This window comes from Paraburkholderia ginsengiterrae (genome assembly GCF_001645125.1).
Classification (GTDB): domain Bacteria; phylum Pseudomonadota; class Gammaproteobacteria; order Burkholderiales; family Burkholderiaceae; genus Paraburkholderia; species Paraburkholderia ginsengiterrae.
This window is the reverse complement of record NZ_LXKA01000011.1, coordinates 76889-98493: the sequence shown is the minus strand read 5'-3', so window position 1 is coordinate 98493 and position 21605 is coordinate 76889. Positions and strand designations below refer to the sequence as shown.

The window sequence follows — 21605 nt, the reverse complement described above, 5'->3', positions numbered from 1 at the left end:
CGAAAACCACCACAGGTCCGTTACAGCAAGCGCGATAAAGGCGCCCTCAAACAGGCGCGCACGTGGGATGTGGCGCCCTCACACAGTCACACTCAGCTTAGATCGTTCTGATAGTAATACCCGGTTGTGACATACCAACCACGGCGCACCTCAACCGGCCGGTCTCCATATGTATAGGACACGCGCTCGACCGACAGCAATGGAAAACCAGCGGGCACATTCAGCAGGTCGGCTACGGACGGCTCGGCTGCCACCGCGCGGATCTTCTCCGTTGCGCGGATCATGCGTGTGCCGAACTCCGTCTCGAACATCGCGTAGAGGGGACCTTTATACTCCGACAAGCGCTCGAGCGTGAGCCCGCGGAACACCGCGCCGGGCAGCCAGATTTCATCGAGCACGGTCACTTCGCCGTCGAACTGCAGCAAACGCTTGATCAGCACAACCGGGTCGGCCGGCTTCAGATCGAGTTGCCGGGCAATGTCCGCCGAAGCGCGCAAGCGCCGGCATTCAAGCAGGCGGCTGACGTGCGGGTGCTCCGCACCATCGTCAGCCAGTAAGCGGAGGAAGCGAAACTGGGCGCGATCTTCGTTGTGCGTCGCAACAAAAGTACCCTTGCCCTGGCGGCGCACCAGCAGGTTGTCGGCAGCCAGCTCGTCGATCGCTTTGCGCACCGTTCCCTGGCTGACCTTGAATCTCGCCGCCAATTCGACTTCACTAGGAATGATCTCGCCGGGCTTCCACTCGCCGCTTTCCAGGCTCTGTGTAATCAACCCCTTGATCTGCTGGTACAAGGGGCTGAAAGTAGGCGCGGTGGCCGGGGCGGCAGCGGGTACACCCTCTCCCGCGACCGCCGGGCCGCTCGGATTCGTCGTGTTCGCCGGGTTCGCATTCATGCGCGCATTTCATCATAAAGGGCTAGGATGCGTCTAGGGTTTTTCCCTCAATAGATATGTCTTATATAAGACATAAGATAATGTTGACTTTGTGCCTGACGACTCCTACACTCCCTGTCGAGCAAGGGTTTGCGGGTTTTTTGAAGGCGGCTGAACGCAGCGCCGCGACGCACCGGCAGCCACTCTGCACCATGCTGTTCCCACGCAGTTCAGGTTTCGATTCGCCGCCATTCGCTGGTCAGACGCATGCCGAAACGCGCTGTTTGCAGGAGCCCGCACCGTGCAGCGGCTACCCGGCGCCCGCCCTCCCGCTCGGCAGTACAGGTTTCCGGCACGGCGGTCTCGCCGCAACGCGCCACTCGGGCCCGGCAGATTACGAGTCCGTCCGCGAAGAGTGATTTCCGCCGTGTTTCACAACGCTTCGCTGAACGCGCATATAGAATGGCGTTTTTCCTAGCGTCTAACGCATCGTCCTGGAGATTTCTCAATGGCTAAGCCCGCAAAGCGCGTTGCCGTCACCGGCGCCGCAGGTCAAATCGCTTACTCCCTGTTGTTCCGCATCGCCAATGGCGATCTGCTCGGCAAGGACCAGCCGGTTATCCTGCAACTGCTCGACCTGCCGCAAGCGCAAGGCGCCGTCAAAGGCGTCGTGATGGAACTGGATGATTGCGCATTCCCGCTGCTGTCGGGCGTCGTGATCACCGACGACCCCAAGGTTGCATTCAAGGATGCAGACGTAGCCCTGCTGGTCGGCGCGCGTCCGCGTTCGAAAGGCATGGAGCGTAAGGACCTGCTGTCGGCCAACGCGGAAATCTTCACGGTTCAGGGCAAGGCGCTGAACGACGTCGCCAGCCGCGACGTGAAGGTGCTGGTGGTCGGCAACCCGGCCAACACGAACGCGTACATCGCCATGAAGTCGGCGCCGGATCTGCCGAAGAAGAACTTCACCGCCATGCTGCGTCTGGACCACAACCGCGCGCTGTCGCAACTGGCAGCCAAGTCGGGCAAGCCGGTCGCTTCGATCGAAAAGCTCGCGGTGTGGGGCAACCACTCGCCGACCATGTACCCGGACTTCCGCGTCGCCACAGCAGAAGGTCAAGACCTGACCAAGCTGATCAACGACGAAGAGTGGAACCGCAACACGTTCATCCCGACCGTCGGCAAGCGCGGCGCGGAGATCATCGAAGCGCGCGGCCTGTCGTCGGCAGCGTCGGCGGCTAACGCTGCGATCGACCACGTGCGTGACTGGGTGCTCGGCACGAACGGCAAGTGGGTCACCATGGGTATCCCGTCGGACGGTTCGTATGGCATTCCGGAAGACATCATCTACGGTGTGCCGGTCACGTGCGAAAACGGCGAGTACAAGCGCGTCGAAGGTCTGGCAATCGACGCGTTCTCGCGCGAGAAGATGGACGGCACGCTGAACGAGCTGCTGGAAGAGCGCGAGGGCGTTCAACACCTGCTCGGCTAAGCCGCTGATGCAGACGAACCGGAGCTCCGAAGCATCACAGCGGCGGGTTCCGGTTTTTTTCGTGCGAATGCAGTACAAGCAGTACGACGTGGCATCTTGCGGTTCAATCCGTCATGTGCCACGCCAGTGCCGGCGTTCGCATCTGATCCGGGCGCGCTTTGCTGAGGTGTCAGCAGAGCGCGCCCGAATCCGATTTCCCTAAACACTACCCACACTCCTGACGCCGAAGATGCGCGCCCTCACACCCGCCGAAGTGCTGTTTGACGGCGAAGTGCCGCCCGCTGTGCTGCCTGCCTGCGATCACTACGCCGGCAGCGAGAAGCTGATGTTGAAATCGCTCGCGCTGCAGCAGCAACTCGGCCCGGTGTTCGATATCACGCTCGATTGCGAAGACGGCGCGCAGGTCGGCCGCGAGGCGGAACACGCGGAACTGGTCGCCTCGCTGCTGGGCAGCGAGCATGACCGCTTTGGCCGCGTCGGTGTGCGGATTCACGACTTCGCTCATGTGCACTGGCGCGACGACGTCCGCCTCATTCTGCGCGCTGCGAAGCGAGCGCCTGCTTACATCACCCTGCCGAAAATCCGCAACGTCCCTGACGCCGCCGAAATGCTCGCGTTCATCGAGGCGACGCGCCGCGAGCTCGGCATCACGCAACCCGTGCCGGTCCAATTGCTGATCGAAACCCACAGCGCGCTCGCGCGCGTGTTCGATCTGGCCGCGCTGCCGGGTGTCGAGGCACTGAGCTTCGGCCTGATGGATTTCGTCTCGGCGCACGACGGCGCGATTCCCGATACGGCCATGCGCTCGCCCGGCCAGTTCGATCATCCGCTGGTGCGGCGCGCGAAGCTGGAAATCTCGGCGGCTTGTCATGCACACGGCAAAGTGCCGTCGCACAACGTCAGCACGGAAGTGCGCGATATGAGCGTGGTCGCGAACGACGCCACGCGCGCGCGCAACGAGTTCGGCTACACGCGCATGTGGAGCATCCACCCGGCGCAGATCGAGGCGATCGTCGCCGCATTCGCGCCACGCGACGAAGAAATCGCCACGGCTACCGAGATCCTGCTGGCCGCGCAGTCCGCGCAATGGGGGCCGACACGCCATCGCGACACCTTGCACGACCGCGCCAGCTATCGCTACTACTGGTCGGTGCTGCGCCGCGCGCAGGCTACCGGGCGTGCCGTCCCCCAAGACGCCGCGCCGCTTTTTTCGAAAGTGGGCGCTAACGCGCAATGAGCAGGCACAAAGGAGATTGCGGGAGATGAGCGAGACAACGCAAACCGCCGGTGCACAAGGCGGTAACGAACCCCAAGGCGGCTTCAAACCGAAGAAATCCGTCGCCCTGTCCGGCGTGACGGCGGGCAACACGGCGTTGTGCACGGTCGGCAAGACCGGCAACGACCTGCATTACCGCGGCTACGACATTCTCGACCTCGCAGGCGCCTGCGAATTCGAGGAGATCGCCTACCTGCTGGTGCACGAAAAGCTGCCGACCCCGGCCGAACTGAGCGCCTACAAGACCAAGCTCAAGGCGCTGCGCGGCCTGCCCGCGAACGTGAAGGCCGCGCTCGAGTGGATTCCGGCCGCCGCCCACCCGATGGACGTGATGCGCACCGGCGTCTCGGTGCTCGGCACCGTGCTGCCGGAGAAGGACGACCACAACCTGCCGGGCGCGCGCGACATCGCCGACAAGCTGATGGCCTCGCTCGGCTCGATGCTGCTGTACTGGTACCACTACTCGCACAACGGCAAGCGTATCGAAGTCGAAACCGACGACGACTCGATCGGCGGCCATTTCCTGCATCTGCTGCACGGCGTGGAGCCGTCGAAGGCATGGGTCGACGCGATGCACGTGTCGCTGAACCTGTACGCCGAGCATGAATTCAACGCGTCGACCTTTACCGGCCGCGTGATCGCGGGCACGGGATCGGACATCTATTCGGCGATCACCGGCGCGATCGGCGCGCTGCGCGGGCCGAAGCACGGCGGCGCCAACGAGGTCGCGTTCGAGATCCAGTCGCGCTACCAGAGCCCGGACGAAGCCGAGGCGGATATTCGCCGGCGCGTGGAGAACAAGGAAGTGGTGATCGGCTTCGGCCACCCGGTGTACACGATTTCGGACCCGCGCAACAAGGTCATCAAGGAAGTCGCGAAGAAGCTCTCGAAGGAAGCAGGCAACCTCAAGCTGTTCAATATCGCCGAGCGACTTGAAACAGTGATGGCAGATGTGAAAAAGATGTTTCCAAATCTCGACTGGTTCAGCGCGGTTTCGTATCACATGATGGGTGTGCCGACCGCGATGTTCACGCCGCTCTTCGTGATCTCCCGCACTGCAGGCTGGAGCGCGCACATTATCGAGCAGCGCATCGACAACAAGATCATCCGTCCGAGCGCGAATTACACAGGCCCCGAGAATTTAAAGTTCCTGCCGCTAAATAGGAGAAAATAGCGGTCGCTGTGCGCTTCCAAAGCGCGTGCAGTTCAACCACGCGGTCGCCAGGACCGGTAGCCCGCGTCATGTTTAACTGAAATTAGATAGAAAGGTTTTCTCCATGAAAAAGCTGATGATCGCCGCCGTGATTGGCGCCCTGTCCACGACGATGCTGACTGTCGCGACTGAAGCCGCCGCACAAACGACGACCACCGCTACGAAACCGGTGGCCAAGCGCCCGCAACCGAAACGCCTGATCAAGCGCAAGCCGAATCCGGCCAAGGAAGCGAAGGTCGATCCGGTGCCGGACGGCGCGGAAAAATGGTCGTGCAACGAAGGCCTGTCTTTCGACCTGAAGGGCGACATGAAGCGTGACCAGATCGTGACGGTTCACTGGGCGAACAAGAACTACAATTTGCCGCGTGAATCGACCACCACGGGCGCTGACCGCTTCCACGACGCCGCTACCGGCATGGACCTCGTCGTGATCCCGACGAAGGCCATGTTGTTCTCGGACAAGGACAGCTCGCGTCTGGCCGACGAGTGCAAGACGGCAGCCATGACGCAAGGCGCGCCGGCTCCGACGCAATCGAACGCGATCAACAAAACCAACTAATCCGTTACATCAGGAAAGCACCCCGATGTCCGCTCCGATTTCCAACGTACGACCCGACCCGGACGCAGTCCTGGTCGATATCGTCGATTACGTTCTGGATTATCAGATCGACAGCGCGCTCGCGCTGGAAACCGCGCGTCACTGTCTGATCGATACGCTCGGCTGCGGACTCGAGGCGCTGACCTACCCCGCCTGCGCCAAGCTGATGGGACCGATCGTGCCCGGCACGATCGTCCCCAACGGCGCCAAGGTGCCGGGCACGTCGTTCCAGCTGGATCCGGTTCAGGCCGCCTTCAACATTGGCGCCATGATCCGCTGGCTCGACTTCAACGACACATGGCTGGCCGCCGAATGGGGCCATCCGTCCGATAACCTCGGCGGGATTCTGGCGACGGCCGACTGGCTCTCGCGCAGTGCCATCGCAGCGGGCAAAAAGCCGCTGGCGATGAAAGACTTGTTGATCGCCATGATCAAGGCGCACGAAATTCAAGGCTGTATCGCGCTCGAAAACTCCTTCAACAAGGTCGGGCTCGATCATGTATTGCTGGTGAAACTGGCCTCGACGGCGGTAGTCGGCCAGTTGCTCGGCCTCACGCGCGACGAGCTGATCAACGCGGTGTCGCAGGCGTTTGTCGACGGGCACGCGCTGCGCACGTACCGCCACGCGCCGAATACCGGCTCGCGTAAATCGTGGGCGGCGGGCGACGCGACCTCACGTGCGGTGCGCCTCGCGCTGATCGCGAAGACCGGCGAGATGGGTTATCCGTCGGTGCTGACGGCCAAGACGTGGGGCTTTTACGACGTGCTCTTCAAGGGCAACGCGTTCAGGTTCCAGCGGCCGTATGGCTCGTATGTGATGGAAAACGTGCTGTTCAAGATCTCGTTCCCGGCGGAATTCCACGCGCAAACCGCCGTGGAAGCCGCGATGACGCTGCATGCGCAGCTGAGCGCCGCCGGCCGCCGCGTGGAAGACATCCGCAAGATCACGATCCGCACGCACGAGGCCGCGATCCGCATCATCGACAAAAAAGGTCCGCTGAACAATCCGGCCGACCGCGATCACTGCATTCAGTACATGATCGCCGTGCCGCTGATCCACGGCCGCCTGACGGCCGCGGACTATGAAGATTCGATCGCGCAGGACGCGCGCATCGATGTGCTGCGTGCGAAGATGGAATGTGTCGAAGACGCGCAGTTCACAAAGGATTACCACGATCCGGAGAAGCGCTCGATCGCCAATGCACTGACGATCGAATTCAACGATGGGTCGTCATTCGACGAAGTCGTAGTCGAATACCCGATCGGTCATAAGCGTCGTCGCGAAGACGGGATTCCGTTGCTGGTCGAGAAGTTCAGGACCAACCTCGCGCGCCGCTTTCCGGTCAGGCAACAACTGGCGATTCTCGACGTGTCGCTGGATCAGGCACGACTCGAAGCCATGCCGGTCAATGAGTACGTCGATCTGTACGTCATCTAGTCAAGTTAAGTACTGTAGTTCCGCGATCAAACCAAGGAAAACACCATGGCCCACAACCTCCACAAAACGCTCAAGGAATTCGACAGCGGTTCCGGCAAAGGCAAGTTCTACTCCCTGCCGCAACTCGGCAAGGCACTGAACATCAAGATCGACCGCCTGCCGGTTTCGATCCGTATCGTGCTGGAATCGGTGCTGCGTAACTACGACGGCAAGAAGATCGCCGAAGAACACATCACGCAACTGGCGAACTGGAAGCCGACCGCCTCCCGCGTCGACGAAATCCCGTTCGTCGTGTCGCGCGTCGTGCTGCAAGACTTTACCGGCGTGCCGCTGCTCGCCGACATCGCTGCCATGCGCGGTGTCGCGAAGCACATGGGCAAGGATCCGAAGTCGATCGAGCCGCTGGTCCCGGTCGATCTGGTCGTCGACCACTCGGTGCAGATCGATCACTTCCGCGAAAAGAACGCGCTCGACCTGAACATGAAACTGGAATTCCAGCGCAACAACGAGCGCTACCAGTTCATGAAGTGGGGCATGCAGGCATTCGACACGTTCAAGGTCGTGCCGCCGGGCGTCGGTATCGTTCACCAGGTGAACCTGGAATACCTCGCACGCGGCGTGCACAAGAAGGCTGACGGCTCGGACACGGTGTACTACCCGGATTCGCTGGTCGGCACCGACAGCCACACCACCATGATCAACGGTATCGGCGTGGTGGGCTGGGGCGTGGGCGGTATCGAAGCGGAAGCCGGCATGCTCGGCCAGCCGGTGTACTTCCTGACGCCGGACGTGGTTGGCGTCGAACTGAAGGGCAAGCTGCGCGAAGGCTTGACGGCAACCGACCTGGTCCTGACCGTGACCGAACTGCTGCGCAAGGAAAAGGTTGTCGGCAAGTTCGTCGAGTTCTTCGGCGAAGGCACGAAGTCGCTGTCGCTGCCGGATCGTGCGACGATCGGCAACATGGCGCCGGAATACGGTGCAACCATGGGCTTTTTCCCGGTCGACGAAAAAACCATCGACTACTTCAAGGGCACGGGCCGCACCGACGCAGAAATCTCCGCCTTCGAAAACTACTTCAAGGCGCAAGGTCTGTTCGGTATTCCGAAGGCTGGCCAGATCGATTACACCAAGGTCGTCACGCTGGACCTCGGCACGGTGACGCCGTCGCTGGCAGGTCCGAAGCGCCCGCAAGACCGTATCGAAATCGGTCATGTGAAGTCGACCTTCAGCGACCTGTTCTCGAAGCCGGTGGCCGAGAACGGCTTTGCGAAGAAAGAAGCCGATCTGGACACGCAATACACGACGACCAACGGCGTCGATGTGAAGAACGGCGATGTGCTGATCGCCGCGATCACGTCGTGCACGAACACCTCGAATCCGAGCGTGCTGCTGGCCGCCGGCCTGCTGGCGAAGAAGGCTGTCGAAGCCGGCCTGACAGTCGCTCCGCACATCAAGACCTCGCTGGCTCCGGGATCGCGTATCGTCACGGAATACCTGACGAAGACCGACTTGATGAAGTACCTGGACAAGCTCGGCTTCACGCTGGCCGCTTACGGTTGCACGACCTGTATCGGTAACGCGGGCGACCTGACGCCGGAGCTGAACGAAGCGATCACGAAGAACGACATCGTCGCGGCGGCAGTGCTGTCGGGCAACCGTAACTTCGAAGCGCGTATTCACCCGAATATCCGCGCCAACTTCCTGGCTTCGCCGCCGCTGGTCGTCGCTTACGCGATCGCCGGCAACATCACGCGCGACCTGATGACCGAACCGGTCGGCAAGGGCAAAGGCGGCCGCGACATCTACCTGGGCGACATTTGGCCGACCAGCGAAGAAGTCGACGCGCTGCTCAAGTTCGCACTGGACGCAGACGCGTTCCGCAAGAACTACTCGTCGCTGACCAAGAAGGGCGACCTGTGGAGCAAGATTGAAGGCGAAGAAGGTCAGGTCTACGACTGGCCGAAGTCGACCTACATCGCTGAGCCGCCGTTCTTCGGCAGCGACTTCTCGATGACGCCGGCTGACAGCATCGCAGCGGTGAAGAACGCGCGCGCACTGGGCATCTTCGGTGACTCGGTCACGACCGACCACATCAGCCCGGCTGGCTCGATCAAGGAAGACTCGCCGGCAGGCAAGTGGCTGAAGGCAAACGGCGTGCAGAAGGCCGACTTCAACAGCTACGGCTCGCGCCGCGGCAACCACGACGTGATGATGCGCGGCACGTTCGCGAACGTCCGGATCAAGAACCTGATGATTCCGGCGAAGGCAGACGGCTCGCGCGTGGAAGGCGGCCTGACGATTCATCAGCCGAGCGGCGAACAAGAGTCGATCTATGACGCAGCAATGAAGTACATCGACGCCGGCACGCCGACCATCGTGTTCGCGGGCGAAGAGTACGGCACGGGCTCGTCGCGTGACTGGGCTGCGAAGGGTACGCAACTGCTGGGCGTGAAGGCCGTGGTCGCACGCAGCTTCGAGCGGATTCACCGTTCGAACCTGGTCGGCATGGGCGTTCTGCCGCTGCAGTTCAAGGGCTCGGATAGCGTGCAATCGCTCGGCATCACCGGCGAAGAAACGTACGACATCGAAGGCCTGGGCGACGACTTCAAGCCGCAACAGGAAGTGACGCTGGTGATCCGCGGCAAGGACGGCAAGGAAAAGCGCGTGCCGGTGCTGCTGCGTATCGACACGCCGATCGAAGTCGACTACTACAAGCACGGCGGGATTCTGCCGTTCGTGCTGCGTTCGCTGCTGGCTGCTTAAGCCTGGCGGTAACGCAAACGGCCCGGCCGTTTTGCAGGGGCTGCGTCCTGTGGAGGACGCAGCCGACTTTGAAGCCCGACCATTGGTCGGGCTTTTTTTTGCCATCAGTTGGTGTTGACCGCTCTCTCGAGTTGCGCGACGAGAGTTCGCGCACGCTCCATCAGTCCTTCAATGGCGCTTGCGTTGTGTTCCAGCGGCGCAGCACTCGCACGCCGCAGCGCTTCCATCAAGCTGTGTGCGCCGACCAGACCTACGGCGCCACTCAACCTATGCAACAGATCGCGAAGACGATCGACGCCGCCTTCCCGACGCAACTCAGCGAGGTGCTCAAGGTCGTCTTCCATCGCCCGGCGCCAGCTGTCCAGAAACGCGTGAAGGTCGACACCCTCATCGGATAGTGCATGTAGATAGCGGAGTTCGAAGTGTTCAATGGGCTCACAGGAAGTGCCGACGGAGTTGTCTCCTGGCCGCCGTGCGCCGGTTTGATTCCATGTGCATGCGGAAGAACGAGTCAGGCTGTCAGTATTCATAACCCACCAAGCCTAATCGCTCAAACGGTGCACAGCTGCAAACTCGATTAACCCTGCCAGCGACGAAATACCGAGCTTCTCCAGCAGACGGCCCTTGTAAGTACTGATGGTTTTGTCGCTAATAAACAGCGCCTCGCCAATCAGCTTATTCGACATACCTTTCGATAGCATCTGCAGGATAACGACTTCCTTGTCCGACAGCAGCGTGATCCTTTCCGCTTCATCTCCCAGGCCCAACGCAGGCACCATGCCAGTACCCTTGGATGTCACAGGAAAAACCGTGTAACCGGCGAGTACCGCCTCCACGCCGCGCATGATTTCCTTCATTTCCTGCGACTTGCCGACAAAGCCGTGCACACCTGATCGCATTGCGCGAGGCGCGAACGTGGCCGCGTCATGTCCGGACAGCACCAGCACGCGAATCGACGGATGGGCAAGCTTGAGACGCGGAATCACATCGAGCCCGCTAATGCGCGGAATATCGAGGTCCAGTATGGCGAGTTCCGGTGTGTGTTGGCGGGCCAATTCGACAGCGGTCTGTCCGTTATCGGCCTCGATGACCTCTTCAACGCCCAGCAATTGCATGAGTTGCAGCTTGATGATCATCCGGAATGCGGGATGATCATCGACAATCAGAATGGTTGACATTTTTCCCTCTTGAACACACGCCTTGCGGTACTGAGCTTGCCTTCGATGCGTGCACGCTAAGAAACCGCGACAACAAGTTCTAGATGGTGTTAAAGATTTTTCACAGATCGGGACCCACCGTGGGCACGGCGCGTAGTGCCGGATTGGCGGCGGATAGAGGCGCCCCATTCTCGAGTGCCTTGGCGTGAAAATAGCAGTTCGCTTCAGCCGACAGCCGATCGCACCGCGTCTGTAACGATGTCAATGCCGTGTGGCTATTTGCGACCGATGTGTAGGTTGTGACCGACGGCGAATTGGGCGCGCCCGCGGCTTCGTCCTGTGTGGCGCCGAGGCCGGTTTGCAGTACTGTGGCGTCTCCGAAGGCGAGCCGGTCACGCGCGGCGTGATTCGCACAACCTCCGAAGGCCAGCGCGCGCACAAGCGCCATTTGCTGGATTTTCATTGATTCTCTGCGGCAAGCGCATCTTCTTATCGAGAGCTACGAGTATGAAGACAGCCCAGTGCACAGGGAATGGGAGCACTCTTAGAATATCGTTAGAAAGTTGTGGACATGGTGCGCGTCAAATAAAACGGCACCCCTCCGGTGGTATTCAAGCCTTGACCGCTCGCGCCGCGTTTCGTCCACGCAGCCACTCAAGCGCCAGCAAGAGGCTCGTGGAAAAGACAATCAGAATCGTCGCCAGCGCCGCAATGGTCGGGCTGATGTTCTCGCGTATGCCGGTGAACATCTGCCGCGGCAGCGTAGTCTGATCCGCACCCGCGAGGAACAAGGTCACAACGACTTCATCGAACGAAGTCGCAAACGCGAACAACGCGCCTGAAATCACCCCCGGCGCGATCACCGGCAACGTAATGCGAAAGAACGTCTTCACTGGATTCGCACCCAGCGACAAACTCGCCCGCACCAGGTTGTAATTGAAACCCTGCAGCGTCGCCGCCACAGTCGTCACGACAAACGGCACGCCAAGCGACGCATGCGCGAGAATCAGCCCAATATACGTATTGGCCAACCCGAGCGGCGCAAAAAACAGATACATGCCGACGCCGACCACCACCACCGGCACGATCATCGGCGAGATCAGGATCGCCATGAGCAGCCCTTTACCGCGGAAGTTCGCTTTGGTGAGTCCGATTGCCGCCAACGTGCCGAGCACGGTTGCGACCACCGTCGCCGAGGGCGCGACGATGAAGCTGTTCTTGGCCGCCATGCGCCATTCATCGGATGCAATCAGATTCTGATACCAACGCAGCGACCAGCCCGGAATCGGGTACACGAGAAACGTGCTCGATGAAAACGACAGCGGCACGATCGCCAACACCGGCAGAATCAGATACAGCAGCGTCAGCACGGCAAGGCCGCGCAGCGCGAAATACCAGACGCGCTCGACCCACGAGGTATGCGGCGCAAAGAGAGGCTTGGCAAGTTTCATCGCGATAGACTCCGTTCAGCCAAGGCTCAATGACGAGCGCGTGAAGCGCCCGTAAATCACGTACAGCACGAGCGTCGCGGCGAGCAGCAAACCGCCGAGCGCACACGCCATGCCCCAGTTGATCGTCACGTTGGTGAAGTACGCGACGTAGTAGCTGACCATCTGATCGTTCGGCCCACCGAGCAACGCCGGCGTGATGTAGTAGCCGATCGCCAGAATGAACACCAGCAACGCGCCTGCGCCGATACCCGGATAGGTCTGCGGCACGTAGACGCGCCAGAATGCCGCGAACGGATGGCTACCGAGCGAGACTGCCGCGCGCTGATAGGTCGGCGGGATCGACTTCATCACGCTGTACAGCGGCAGAATCATGAATGGCAGCAGAATGTGCGTCATCGAAATATAGACGCCGGTCCGGTTAAACAGCAGCGACAGCGGATCGTGCAACAGCCCGCTGCCAATCAGCGCTTTGTTCACCAGCCCTTCGCTCTGCAGGATCACGATCCACGCGGCAACCCGCACGAGGATCGACGTCCAGAATGGAATCAGCACCAGAATCATCACCAGATTCGCGCGGCGCTCGGACAGCGTCGAGATCCAGTAGGCAAGCGGATAGCCGAGCAACAGCGCGAAGAACGTCACAGCTGCGCCGATCACGAAGGTACGGCTGAACACGGCGAGATAGATCTGCTGGTCAGGATCGGTCGGAATGATGTGGCCGAACGCGTCCTGCTTGTGGTCCAGCGAAGCCAGCACATAGAACGGCGAATAGGCGCCTGCGTTCTTTGCAATGGCTTGCCAATACGCGACATCGTTCCAGCGCTCGTCCAGTTCGACGAATTTCGCGTGCACCTGGGCGGGTGTCAATTGCAGGGGTTTGTTGTTGTCGTCCACGAACGGCATGGAGTGCGCCGACTTTGCGACCAATGAACGATAACCCGGAATCTCCACGTTCAGGCGTCGCGCGAGCGCGCCCATACCGTCGCTGTCGGCGACCGCGGTGAGGTCGACTGCGAGGGCGGCATACGCGGCGTCCGGCGGCGGCGCCTTGCGATCCCAGCCGTTCAACGCGGCGAGCGTATGCGGCAACGCGCTGACGACTTCGGGGTTCTGCGCGGCGCGCGTCAATAGGGCGCCAATCGGCACGACAAAAATCAGCAGCAGGAAAATCGCGAGCGGCGCGATCAGCAGCAGGGCCATGGCCCGCTTTCTGGATTCTGCGGCCTTCAATTCGCGCTTGAGTCGGCCGCTTGATTCAGGCGTCGAGTCGGCAGCCATCGTCGTCGTAGTCACACCTGTCTCCAAGGCTGCGCGCGCCTGTCCGCCGGACCCGCGCGCGCTTCATTGCATCGATACGGCGCGGCTACCCATACAGCGAGCCGCGCCTTCCAACACCAGACTCGTTACTTCGAAGCCCACGACGAAAAACGCTGCTCCAGTTCGTCGCCATGGTCGGTCCAGAACGCGAGGTTCTGCAGCACTGCGTTCTTGCCGTTAGCCGGCGAGTTCGGCAAATTGGCGAGCGTCTTCGCGTCGAGCGCCTTGATCGCCGCCACGTTGACCGGACCGTACGCGATGTTGTGCGCGTAGTCCTGCTGCGGCTTCGACGAGATCGAATAAGCGATGTACTTCTCGGCCAGCGCCTTGTTCGGCGTGCCCTTCGGAATCGCCCAGTAGTCCAGATCGTAGATGCTGCCGTTCCACACCACCTTGAGGTTCTTGCCTTCCTTCTGCGCGGCGTCGATACGGCCGTTGTACGCCGTGGACATCACCACATCACCCGCGACGAGGAACTGCGGCGGCTGCGCGCCCGCTTCCCACCACTGGATATTCGGCTTCAGTTCGTCGAGCTTCTTGAACGCGCGGTCCTGGCCTTCCTTGGTGGCGAGCACCTTGTAGACATCCTTCGGCGCCACACCGTCAGCCATCAAGGCAAATTCGAGGTTGTAGCGCGCGCCCTTGCGCATGGCCCGCTTGCCCGGGAATTTCTTGACGTCCCAGAAATCGGCCCAGCCGGTCGGCGCCGTCTTCAGCTTGTCAGCGTTGTACGCGAGCGCCGTCGACCAGACGAAGAACCCCACGCCGCAGGTTTGCGGTGCTTCCGGAATCAGATCCGACTTCTTGCCGATCTTCGACCAGTCGAGCTTCTCGTACAGGCCTTCATCGCAACCACGGCCGATATCGCCCGATTCGACTTCCACCACGTCCCAGTTCACGTGCTTGGCTTCGACCATCGCCTTCACTTTGGCCTGCTCGCCGTTGTATTCGACGGCTGTCACCTTGTTGCTGGTCTGCGATTCGAACGGCTGGTTGAAGGCGACCTTCTGCGCGTCGCCATTCGCGCCGCCGAAGTTGACGACCGTCAGTTCGGCAGCGTTGACTTGCGCGGCGCCCAGCGCGAGCGCCACAGCACCGACAGCGATGGCGCAGCGCGATTTCCCGATCTTGCTCATGGTGTGTTGCTCTCCTTTGGTGGTGTGCTTCAAGCTCAGTACGTTACGACTTTGTTATGTGCGTCTTGACTTGCCCTGCTTGCGTTGAACACGTTGCATGTTCAATGCATTCACGCTCCTGCGAACACCCGCAGATGCTCGGGTGCGAACTCCAGCGCGACCGGTGCGCCGGGCGCGAAGGACTCGAGTGCGTCGGTACCGAGCGGCACCTTGACGAAGCACTCGTCCTGCTGCGGCACACCACAACGCATGCGCACGTGGTCGCCGAAGTAGATCAGACCGCGTGCTTCGCCGGTCAGCGCATTGGCGCCGGGCCGTGACACGCCGTTGGCGAGCTTCATGCGCTCAGGCCGGATGCAAGCGACCGCCGGCGTGCCTGCCCGCGCGCCGCCGATATTGCGGCCGGTGAGGCGCGAGCCGTCGCTCAAATGGAACTCGCAATACTCGCCATCGACATTCGCAATCGTGCCGCGCAGCTTGTTGCTGTCGCCGATGAAGTTCGCCACGAACTCGTTGCACGGCGATTCGTACAGGCGATCCACGGTATCGAGTTGCTGCACGATGCCTTTGTCGAACACGGCGACGCGGTCCGACATGGTCAAGGCTTCGCCCTGATCATGTGTGACGTACACGAACGTGACGCCGAGTTTCTCGTGCAATGATTTAAGTTCGTACTGCATGTGTTCGCGCAGTTGCTTGTCCAGCGCGCCGAGCGGCTCGTCCATCAGCACCAGCTTCGGTTCGAACACCAGAGCGCGCGCGAGCGCGATACGTTGCTGCTGTCCGCCGGAAAGCTGCGCCGGATAGCGCTTGGCGAAACTCTCCATGCGCACCATTTTGAGTGCGTTGTTCGTACGATGCGCGCGCTCTTCGGCCGAGACCTTGCGCACGGTAAGCGGATAGGCGACGTTCTGCTCGACCGTCAGGTGCGGGAACAGCGCGTAGTTCTGAAACACCATGCCGATGTTGCGCTTATGCGGCGGCACCGTGTTGAGCAACGTGCCGTCGAGCCAGATTTCGCCGCCAGTGGGAAATTCGAAGCCCGCCAGCATCATCAGACAGGTGGTTTTGCCCGAACCGGACGGTCCGAGCAACGTCAGAAATTCGCCCTGATAGATATCCAGGTCGAGCTGTTTGACGACCAGTGTTTCACCGTCGTACGTCTTGCGCACACCTCGAAAGCTGACGATCACGTCATCGGTTTTCATCGTCCAAGTCTCCTCTGCGGTCCGGCTGGCTTCCCGGTCATGCGGCGGGATTGCATCAATTGCGTGGCTCACTATAGACCGTTACGGTTCTACAATATGGAACCATTTCATTATTCTGGATAGAACCACTTGGACACGGTGATTTTGTCGGACTGGCTCGCCGCGAGGCTCGAGCGCACGGCTGCCGAACCGGTCTATCGTCAGACGTTGCGACTCATGCAACAGGCCATCCTGACCGGCCAGTTGCCGCCGGGCACCAAGCTGCCCAGTTCGCGCACGCTCGCCGAAGACCTCGGCATCGCGCGCAATACGGTGCTGCACGTTTATGATCAGCTCACCGCTGAAGGGTACGTGATTTCGACCACCGGCAGCGGCACTTATGTCGCCGACACGCGGCCGGACACGGCCGCGGTGAATACGCGCGGGAAGCCCGCCGTGGCGGGCGTCGACATGGCGAGCAGCGCGACCACGGAAACCCCGAAACCGCCAAAGCACGGTCCGGACGACCTGTCCATGCGCGGACGGCGCCTGATCGACAAGGCCGGCGTGTCCGCCAAACAGTGGGGCGCGTTCATGCCGGGCGTGCCCGACGTCGCGGAGTTTCCGGCGCGCACGTGGAGCCGCCTGCAAGCGCGGCTGTGGAAAGAAGCCAATCCCGATCTGCTCACCTACGCGCCCGGCGGCGGCTACCGGCCATTGCGGCGGGCGTTGTCGGATTACCTGCGGGTGGCCCGCTCGGTGAACTGTACGCCGGATCAGATCATCATTACCACCGGCATCCATCAATCGATCGATCTGGCCGTGCGCCTGTTGACCGATGTCGGCGATCGCGCGTGGGTCGAGGAACCCTGCTATTGGGGCGCGCGCAGCGTACTGCAATCGTCAGGGATCACCCTGGTGCCGGTGCCGGTCGACGACGAAGGTCTGAATCCGCGCGAACAGGACCTGCAACAGCCGCCGCGGCTCGCGCTCGTCACGCCGTCGCATCAGTATCCGCTCGGCATGGTGATGAGTCTCGCGCGCCGCCGCACGCTGCTCGAATACGCGCGCCAGCACAACGTGTGGATCATCGAAGACGATTACGACAGCGAATTCCGCTACGGCAGCCGACCGCTCGCCTCGCTGCAAGGACTCGACGACGCGGGCCAGGTGATCTACGTCGGCAGTCTGGGGAAGATGCTGTTTCCCGGCTTGCGGATCGGCTACATGATCGCACCGGAGCATCTGGTGGACACGTTCCGCACCGGCGTCGCCGAGTTGTATCGCGAAGGCCAGTTGATGCAGCAGGCGGTGATGACCGACTTCATCATGGACGGCCATCTCACGTCGCACGTCCGGCGTATGCGTGCGCTGTACGGCGAACGCCGGCAGATTCTGATCGACGCCATTACCGCGCGCTTCGGCACCGAACTGCCCGTCATGGGCGACGAAGCCGGCCTGCATCTGGTGCTGGGCCTGCCGGATCACGCGAACGATCGCGCGGTGACGGCCGCCGCTTACGATGCCGGCGTGATCGTGCGCCCGCTCGCCAGCTACTACAGCAGCGACACGCCATCGCGGCGCGGACTGCTGCTGGGCTATGCGTGCGTGCCGAACGAGAAGATCGCTCCCGCGTTCGACACGCTCGCACGCGTAATCGAGCAAACCGCGTTGAAAGTGCCGACCCGCGCGGCGTAAGCGGCGGGTGCGGCATGAGCGGCGGGTGCGCCTGCCGCCGCAGGCACGGCGCACGGCGCACGGCGGCGGCACGATCAACGCGCGACTCTCACTTCAGGCCGAAATCGACCCGCGTCGTTGCACCCTTGTCCTTGATGCCGTCGGCGTTCAGCTTCGGCGCGACGACAAACACGCGGCTGCTGTCGATCTTGCCATCCAGATACTGCTGCACGCTCTGCGCCCGCCGTTGAGCGAGCTCGCGCAAGCTGGCGTCGTCGATCGGCGCATTGGCGGCAAGTGCGCTCTTCATGTCGTCGTCCGGCAGGCTCTTGGTCAGGCCGACAAAATTGCGCGGCTTCTTGAAGTCCGCTGACTTGTACGCGTTGGTCAGATACTTGTCGTATTCCTTCGGATCGACCGTGACGGTCGACAGATCGACGCTCTCACCGTTGCCTACCACGTCCTTGATTTTCTGCTGCTTGACGAGGCGATCGACGTAGCGTGTACGCAAGGCGGGTTCATCGACCGCCGGATCGACCCGGCCAATCAGATCCATCTTGATCGACGGCTTGTCGGCCAGCGCCTTCACGATCGCATCGAGTTTCTGGTTGTCGGTGTCGGTGAGTTTCGCCGAACCCGGCTCGAATTCGACGTAGCCCAACTCCTCGCCCTTGCCGCCGAACGCGTTGGCGATCAGCGAGAACGGCGCGGTCACCGCCTTCTGCAGCAGGTTGAGCACCGCATGCCAGATCAGGCCGCCAATGCTGAACTCCGGATTCGACAGCGACCCCGACACCGGCAGATTGACATCAATCTCGCCGCGTGAATTTTTCAGCAGCGAGATGGCAAGACGCACCGGCAGTTTGGTCGCCGTATCGTTCTCGATGTGATCGCCGAACGTGAGCTGATCGATGAACAGATGGTTGTCGGCGTTCAACTGATCGTTGTCGAGCTTATAGTGCAGATCGACGTTCAGCTTGCCCTTGGTGATCGGATACCCGGCATATTTCGCTGAATACGGCGTGAGATTGGTCAGCTCGATATCGTGCGCGCTCGCGGTCAGATCGAGCGCCGGCTTCGCGATCAGCGGATTGATCGTGCCACGGATCGACAGCGGGCCATTGGCCGCCAGTTTCGCCGCGACGTCCACCGGTGCGGGCGTGGTCGATTGCGTGCCGAACGCGCCGACCGTGCCCTGAATGCTGACCAGGTCCGCCGTGTAATTCGGCTTGATGAAGTTGTCCGTGTAGGTCACGCGGCCCTGCTGCAGCACCAGTTGGCCGAAGTGCATCTTGACCGGGCTTTGCGGCGGCGTCGCGGCGGTAACCGTGGCGGGCGTAGCCGACGCGGGTGCCACAGGCGCAGCCGCCACGGCGGAGGCCGCCTGCGGCGTCAGCGGCACGGGTTCGGCACCGCTCTTGTCGCGCGTCAGCGATTGCGGGGCGCCGCTTTCGTGCGCCACGACGTCCTTGAGGTTGAGCTTGCCCTGCGCGTCGAGCAGCACGCGTCCGTAGAACTTCGTGAACGTGACACGGCCCGCGTCGACGACTGTTCCCTGCTCGTCGTAAGTGGCCTTGAGGTTGGACAAGGCGAGCGAGCCCCACCCCGCGAACGGGTCCGAGGTCGCCTTGTCGAGCATGCGGACGTCGACGAGCGCCATGTCGCCGCGGTAGCTCGCTTTCAACGACTTCGCCTGACTCAGCGCGAGATCGCCGCTCGCATTGAGCAACGCACTCGCGATCACCGCATTCAGCTGGCTGCCGAAGTACGGTTCCAAAGCCGCAGCGTCGAGCCGGTTGGCGTTCACCTTGACGGCCACCTTGAGCGGCGTCGCCGTCACGTCGCCTTTGAGGCCGAGCGTGCCTTTCTTGTTCAGCGTCGCCTGCAAATCGACCGGCAGCGGACGGCTCAAGTCGTCGCTGATCTGCTGCACTTTCAATTGCAGCGGCGTGATGCTCAGCTTCACCGGCTGAGGCGTGGTGTTGTCGGTGAAATTGACGGTGGCGTCTTTCAGGTTCAACTCGTCGATCCTGTAATGCCACGCGGGCCCTTCCGCCTGCGCCTTCTTGACCGCGTGGACCGCGCTACGCTCCGACGCGGCTTCGTGCTCGGCCGCAAGCGAAGCAAGGTTGATGCTGCCGTTTTTCAGACGCTGTGCGTCGACCGCGAGACCGGTCGTGTCGACGCTGGCGATCTCGGCCATGCGGGCCGCCACGTCGACCTGTTTGAGTGTCACGCGGCCTTGCGCGAGCGAGATCATCGGCGCCTTGCTGCCGCGCGCCGCCAGCTTCAACGATTGCAGGTCCAGTTGCGTATCGTTGACCATGACAGCCACCGGCGACTTCGACCAGTTCGCGCCGACGTTCGCCGTGGCGGACAGCTCGCCGTCCACTACTTGCGCCGCGGTCGCGGTGTCGATGTACGGTTGCACCAGCGGCAGCTTCAGTGACTTCAGATCGACCTTCGAATTGGCGGTCTTCGCGACGAGGCCAAACTCGCCCGCCGCGCCGAGGGAGCCGGCGCTATCCTTGAAGTCGGTGTTGAGCGTGTAGTGCGCGGGCGCTGAACCCAAGGTCGAAAAATCGGTGAGCGTGACATTGAGCTTCTGCAGGCCGGCGTCGATCGGACGCGAGGCGGCGTAGTCGCGGACATTGATGGTGCCGTCATTGAGCGCGAAGCGTTTGATCGACAGATCGAGCGGCGGAGCGGCCTTCTCCGTGGCGGTGGCGCCGGAGGCCGCAACCGGGGCGCTCGCGGCCGGTTCGGACGCGGCTGAAGAAGTTGCAGCCGCAGGCGCGGGTGCGAACATTTTCTCGACGCTCAGTACGCCGTCCTTGTCGCGCGCGAGACTGGCGCTCGGGGCGTCGATACGGATATCGTCGAAGTGATAGAGGCTCTTCAGCGGCTCGAGCGTCGCGGCGGCCACGTGCACCGCGCGCGCCGCGAAAAACGGCGCCTTGCTTTGATCCTGCACGTCGACGTCGTTCATATCGACGGTGCCCGCCACGCGCAACGAAGGTGCGTCGTTGGCCATCACGAAGTTCAGCTTCAGATCGGTGGACAGCTTGCCGGACTGAACGACCACCGGCAATTTGGTCGGCACGTAGGACATGAGACGCGGCACGTCGAGCCCTTCGAAGCGCAACGACACTTCCGATTCCCGCGACGCAGCAAACGGCTTGGTCCTGCCGTCGATGGCAAGCGGGCTACCGTCGATCCGCGCACGCAGCAACGGCTCGACGAAGATATCGGTTTTCGAAGGCAGCGTGGCGATAAACGGAATGCCGAGCTTCCATTGATCGATCACATGCGTCGCGCCGAGCAGCTTGTCGTCGAATATGATCTGGCCGTTTTCGAGGCGGATGTTCGAGACGGCGAACTGCGCCGGCTTGCTGTTAGGCTTGGACGGCTGCTTCGCGAACTTGTCGATCAGATCGGTGAAATTGAAGCGTTGCGGATCAAAGCGAACAATGTGAAAGCGCGGCGAATCGAGCTGCACTTCGTCGACGATCGGCGCTCCGCGAAACAGCGAACTCCACGACGCCTGCACGATGAGCCGCGAAATGTCCACGAAGTCGCCCGCGCCGCCGCGCTCGCCGATATGCACACGATCGGCTTCGAGTTTGAGCGTGTACGGGTTGAGCGCGATACGGCCAATGGTGGCGGGGCGGTCGAGCTGTTTGCTGAGCTGTTGTTCGGCAAGATGGCGAATCAGTGGAGGCGCCGCGAAAAAGCCCAGCAGACCGAACAATACGAGGAAGATCAGCAGGCCGGTGATGACGCGCCGGGTGCGGCGCGACTGCGCGACATTGCGCACGGTCTGCATGGAAGAAGCTAACGATGCTTTATTGAGGCTTGCCATGCTCGGTTTTGGGTAGTGCGGCAGCAAGCCCGCCGCGAAAACGAAAATCCCGCAAGCGGCAGTATAAGTCGTGAATCACCGGTGAGATAGGAATGTAAGCCGCGGCTTACACAATCGTCCGCGCGGTCATAGCGCATGCCCGTCGCGGGGAGCGGCGGACATGCGT

General features: G+C 61.7%; 16 protein-coding genes. 7 read left to right on the top strand and 9 right to left on the bottom strand.

Translation table 11 applies throughout. The features are described 5' to 3' along the window. Positions 1-92 precede the first annotated feature (92 nt). On the bottom strand, positions 93-893 hold the full coding sequence (locus A6V37_RS00515) for a GntR family transcriptional regulator (RefSeq protein WP_064285661.1): 801 nt from the start codon (positions 891-893) through the stop codon (positions 93-95). Positions 894-1380: 487 nt separating this feature from the next. Here A6V37_RS00515 and A6V37_RS00510 point away from each other — a divergent pair, with 487 nt between their 5' ends. The 6 genes from A6V37_RS00510 (at position 1381) to acnA (ending at position 9652) form a co-directional block, all read left to right on the top strand. Beyond that, the gene (locus tag A6V37_RS00510; RefSeq protein ID WP_064285659.1) at positions 1381-2364 is read left to right on the top strand and encodes a malate dehydrogenase; all 984 of its coding nucleotides are present in this window, start codon (positions 1381-1383) and stop codon (positions 2362-2364) included. 229 nt (positions 2365-2593) lie between these two features. Beyond that, positions 2594-3601 (top strand): HpcH/HpaI aldolase/citrate lyase family protein, encoded by a 1008-nt coding sequence (locus A6V37_RS00505; protein WP_064271075.1) that lies wholly within the window; start codon positions 2594-2596, stop codon positions 3599-3601. A gap of 25 nt (positions 3602-3626) precedes the next feature. Continuing rightward, a complete protein-coding gene (prpC, locus tag A6V37_RS00500; protein WP_064271076.1) occupies positions 3627-4814 on the top strand; it encodes a bifunctional 2-methylcitrate synthase/citrate synthase in 1188 nt (395 codons plus the stop codon). A gap of 103 nt (positions 4815-4917) precedes the next feature. After that, a complete protein-coding gene (locus tag A6V37_RS00495; protein ID WP_064271077.1) occupies positions 4918-5412 on the top strand; it encodes a hypothetical protein in 495 nt (164 codons plus the stop codon). Positions 5413-5437: 25 nt separating this feature from the next. Continuing rightward, the gene (locus tag A6V37_RS00490; RefSeq protein ID WP_064285657.1) at positions 5438-6889 is read left to right on the top strand and encodes a bifunctional 2-methylcitrate dehydratase/aconitate hydratase; all 1452 of its coding nucleotides are present in this window, start codon (positions 5438-5440) and stop codon (positions 6887-6889) included. A 45-nt stretch (positions 6890-6934) separates the two neighbouring features. Then, positions 6935-9652 carry an aconitate hydratase AcnA gene (acnA, locus tag A6V37_RS00485; RefSeq protein WP_064271079.1) on the top strand — a complete coding sequence of 906 codons (2718 nt, stop codon included), beginning with the start codon at positions 6935-6937 and terminating at the stop codon, positions 9650-9652. Positions 9653-9756: 104 nt separating this feature from the next. Here acnA and A6V37_RS42980 read toward each other — a convergent pair whose 3' ends face one another. The 7 genes from A6V37_RS42980 to A6V37_RS00450 all read right to left on the bottom strand — a co-directional run bounded on the left by A6V37_RS42980 (position 9757) and on the right by A6V37_RS00450 (position 15921). Then, positions 9757-9996 (bottom strand): hypothetical protein, encoded by a 240-nt coding sequence (locus A6V37_RS42980; protein ID WP_341845723.1) that lies wholly within the window; start codon positions 9994-9996, stop codon positions 9757-9759. Positions 9997-10194: 198 nt separating this feature from the next. Further along, the gene (locus A6V37_RS00475) at positions 10195-10830 is read right to left on the bottom strand and encodes a response regulator transcription factor (RefSeq protein ID WP_064271080.1); all 636 of its coding nucleotides are present in this window, start codon (positions 10828-10830) and stop codon (positions 10195-10197) included. Between the two features lie 100 nt (positions 10831-10930). Further along, positions 10931-11272 (bottom strand): hypothetical protein, encoded by a 342-nt coding sequence (locus tag A6V37_RS00470; RefSeq protein WP_131799939.1) that lies wholly within the window; start codon positions 11270-11272, stop codon positions 10931-10933. 148 nt (positions 11273-11420) lie between these two features. Further along, positions 11421-12260 (bottom strand): ABC transporter permease, encoded by an 840-nt coding sequence (locus A6V37_RS00465; RefSeq protein ID WP_064271082.1) that lies wholly within the window; start codon positions 12258-12260, stop codon positions 11421-11423. Positions 12261-12275: 15 nt separating this feature from the next. Next, positions 12276-13553 carry an ABC transporter permease gene (locus A6V37_RS00460; RefSeq protein ID WP_064271083.1) on the bottom strand — a complete coding sequence of 426 codons (1278 nt, stop codon included), beginning with the start codon at positions 13551-13553 and terminating at the stop codon, positions 12276-12278. Positions 13554-13663: 110 nt separating this feature from the next. Beyond that, positions 13664-14713: an ABC transporter substrate-binding protein gene (locus A6V37_RS00455; RefSeq protein WP_064271084.1), complete on the bottom strand. Its 1050-nt coding sequence runs from the start codon at positions 14711-14713 to the stop codon at positions 13664-13666. Between the two features lie 110 nt (positions 14714-14823). After that, positions 14824-15921: an ABC transporter ATP-binding protein gene (locus A6V37_RS00450; RefSeq protein WP_064271085.1), complete on the bottom strand. Its 1098-nt coding sequence runs from the start codon at positions 15919-15921 to the stop codon at positions 14824-14826. 129 nt (positions 15922-16050) lie between these two features. Between A6V37_RS00450 and pdxR the strand changes: the two genes are divergently transcribed. Further along, positions 16051-17598, top strand: a complete 1548-nt coding sequence (pdxR, locus tag A6V37_RS00445) for a MocR-like pyridoxine biosynthesis transcription factor PdxR (protein WP_064271086.1) — start codon at positions 16051-16053, stop codon at positions 17596-17598. 88 nt (positions 17599-17686) lie between these two features. Here the strand turns inward: pdxR and A6V37_RS00440 are convergent, their stop codons facing one another. Continuing rightward, entirely contained in the window at positions 17687-21439 is a 3753-nt protein-coding gene (locus A6V37_RS00440) for a DUF748 domain-containing protein (RefSeq protein WP_064271087.1), read from the bottom strand. Positions 21440-21605 lie beyond the last annotated feature (166 nt).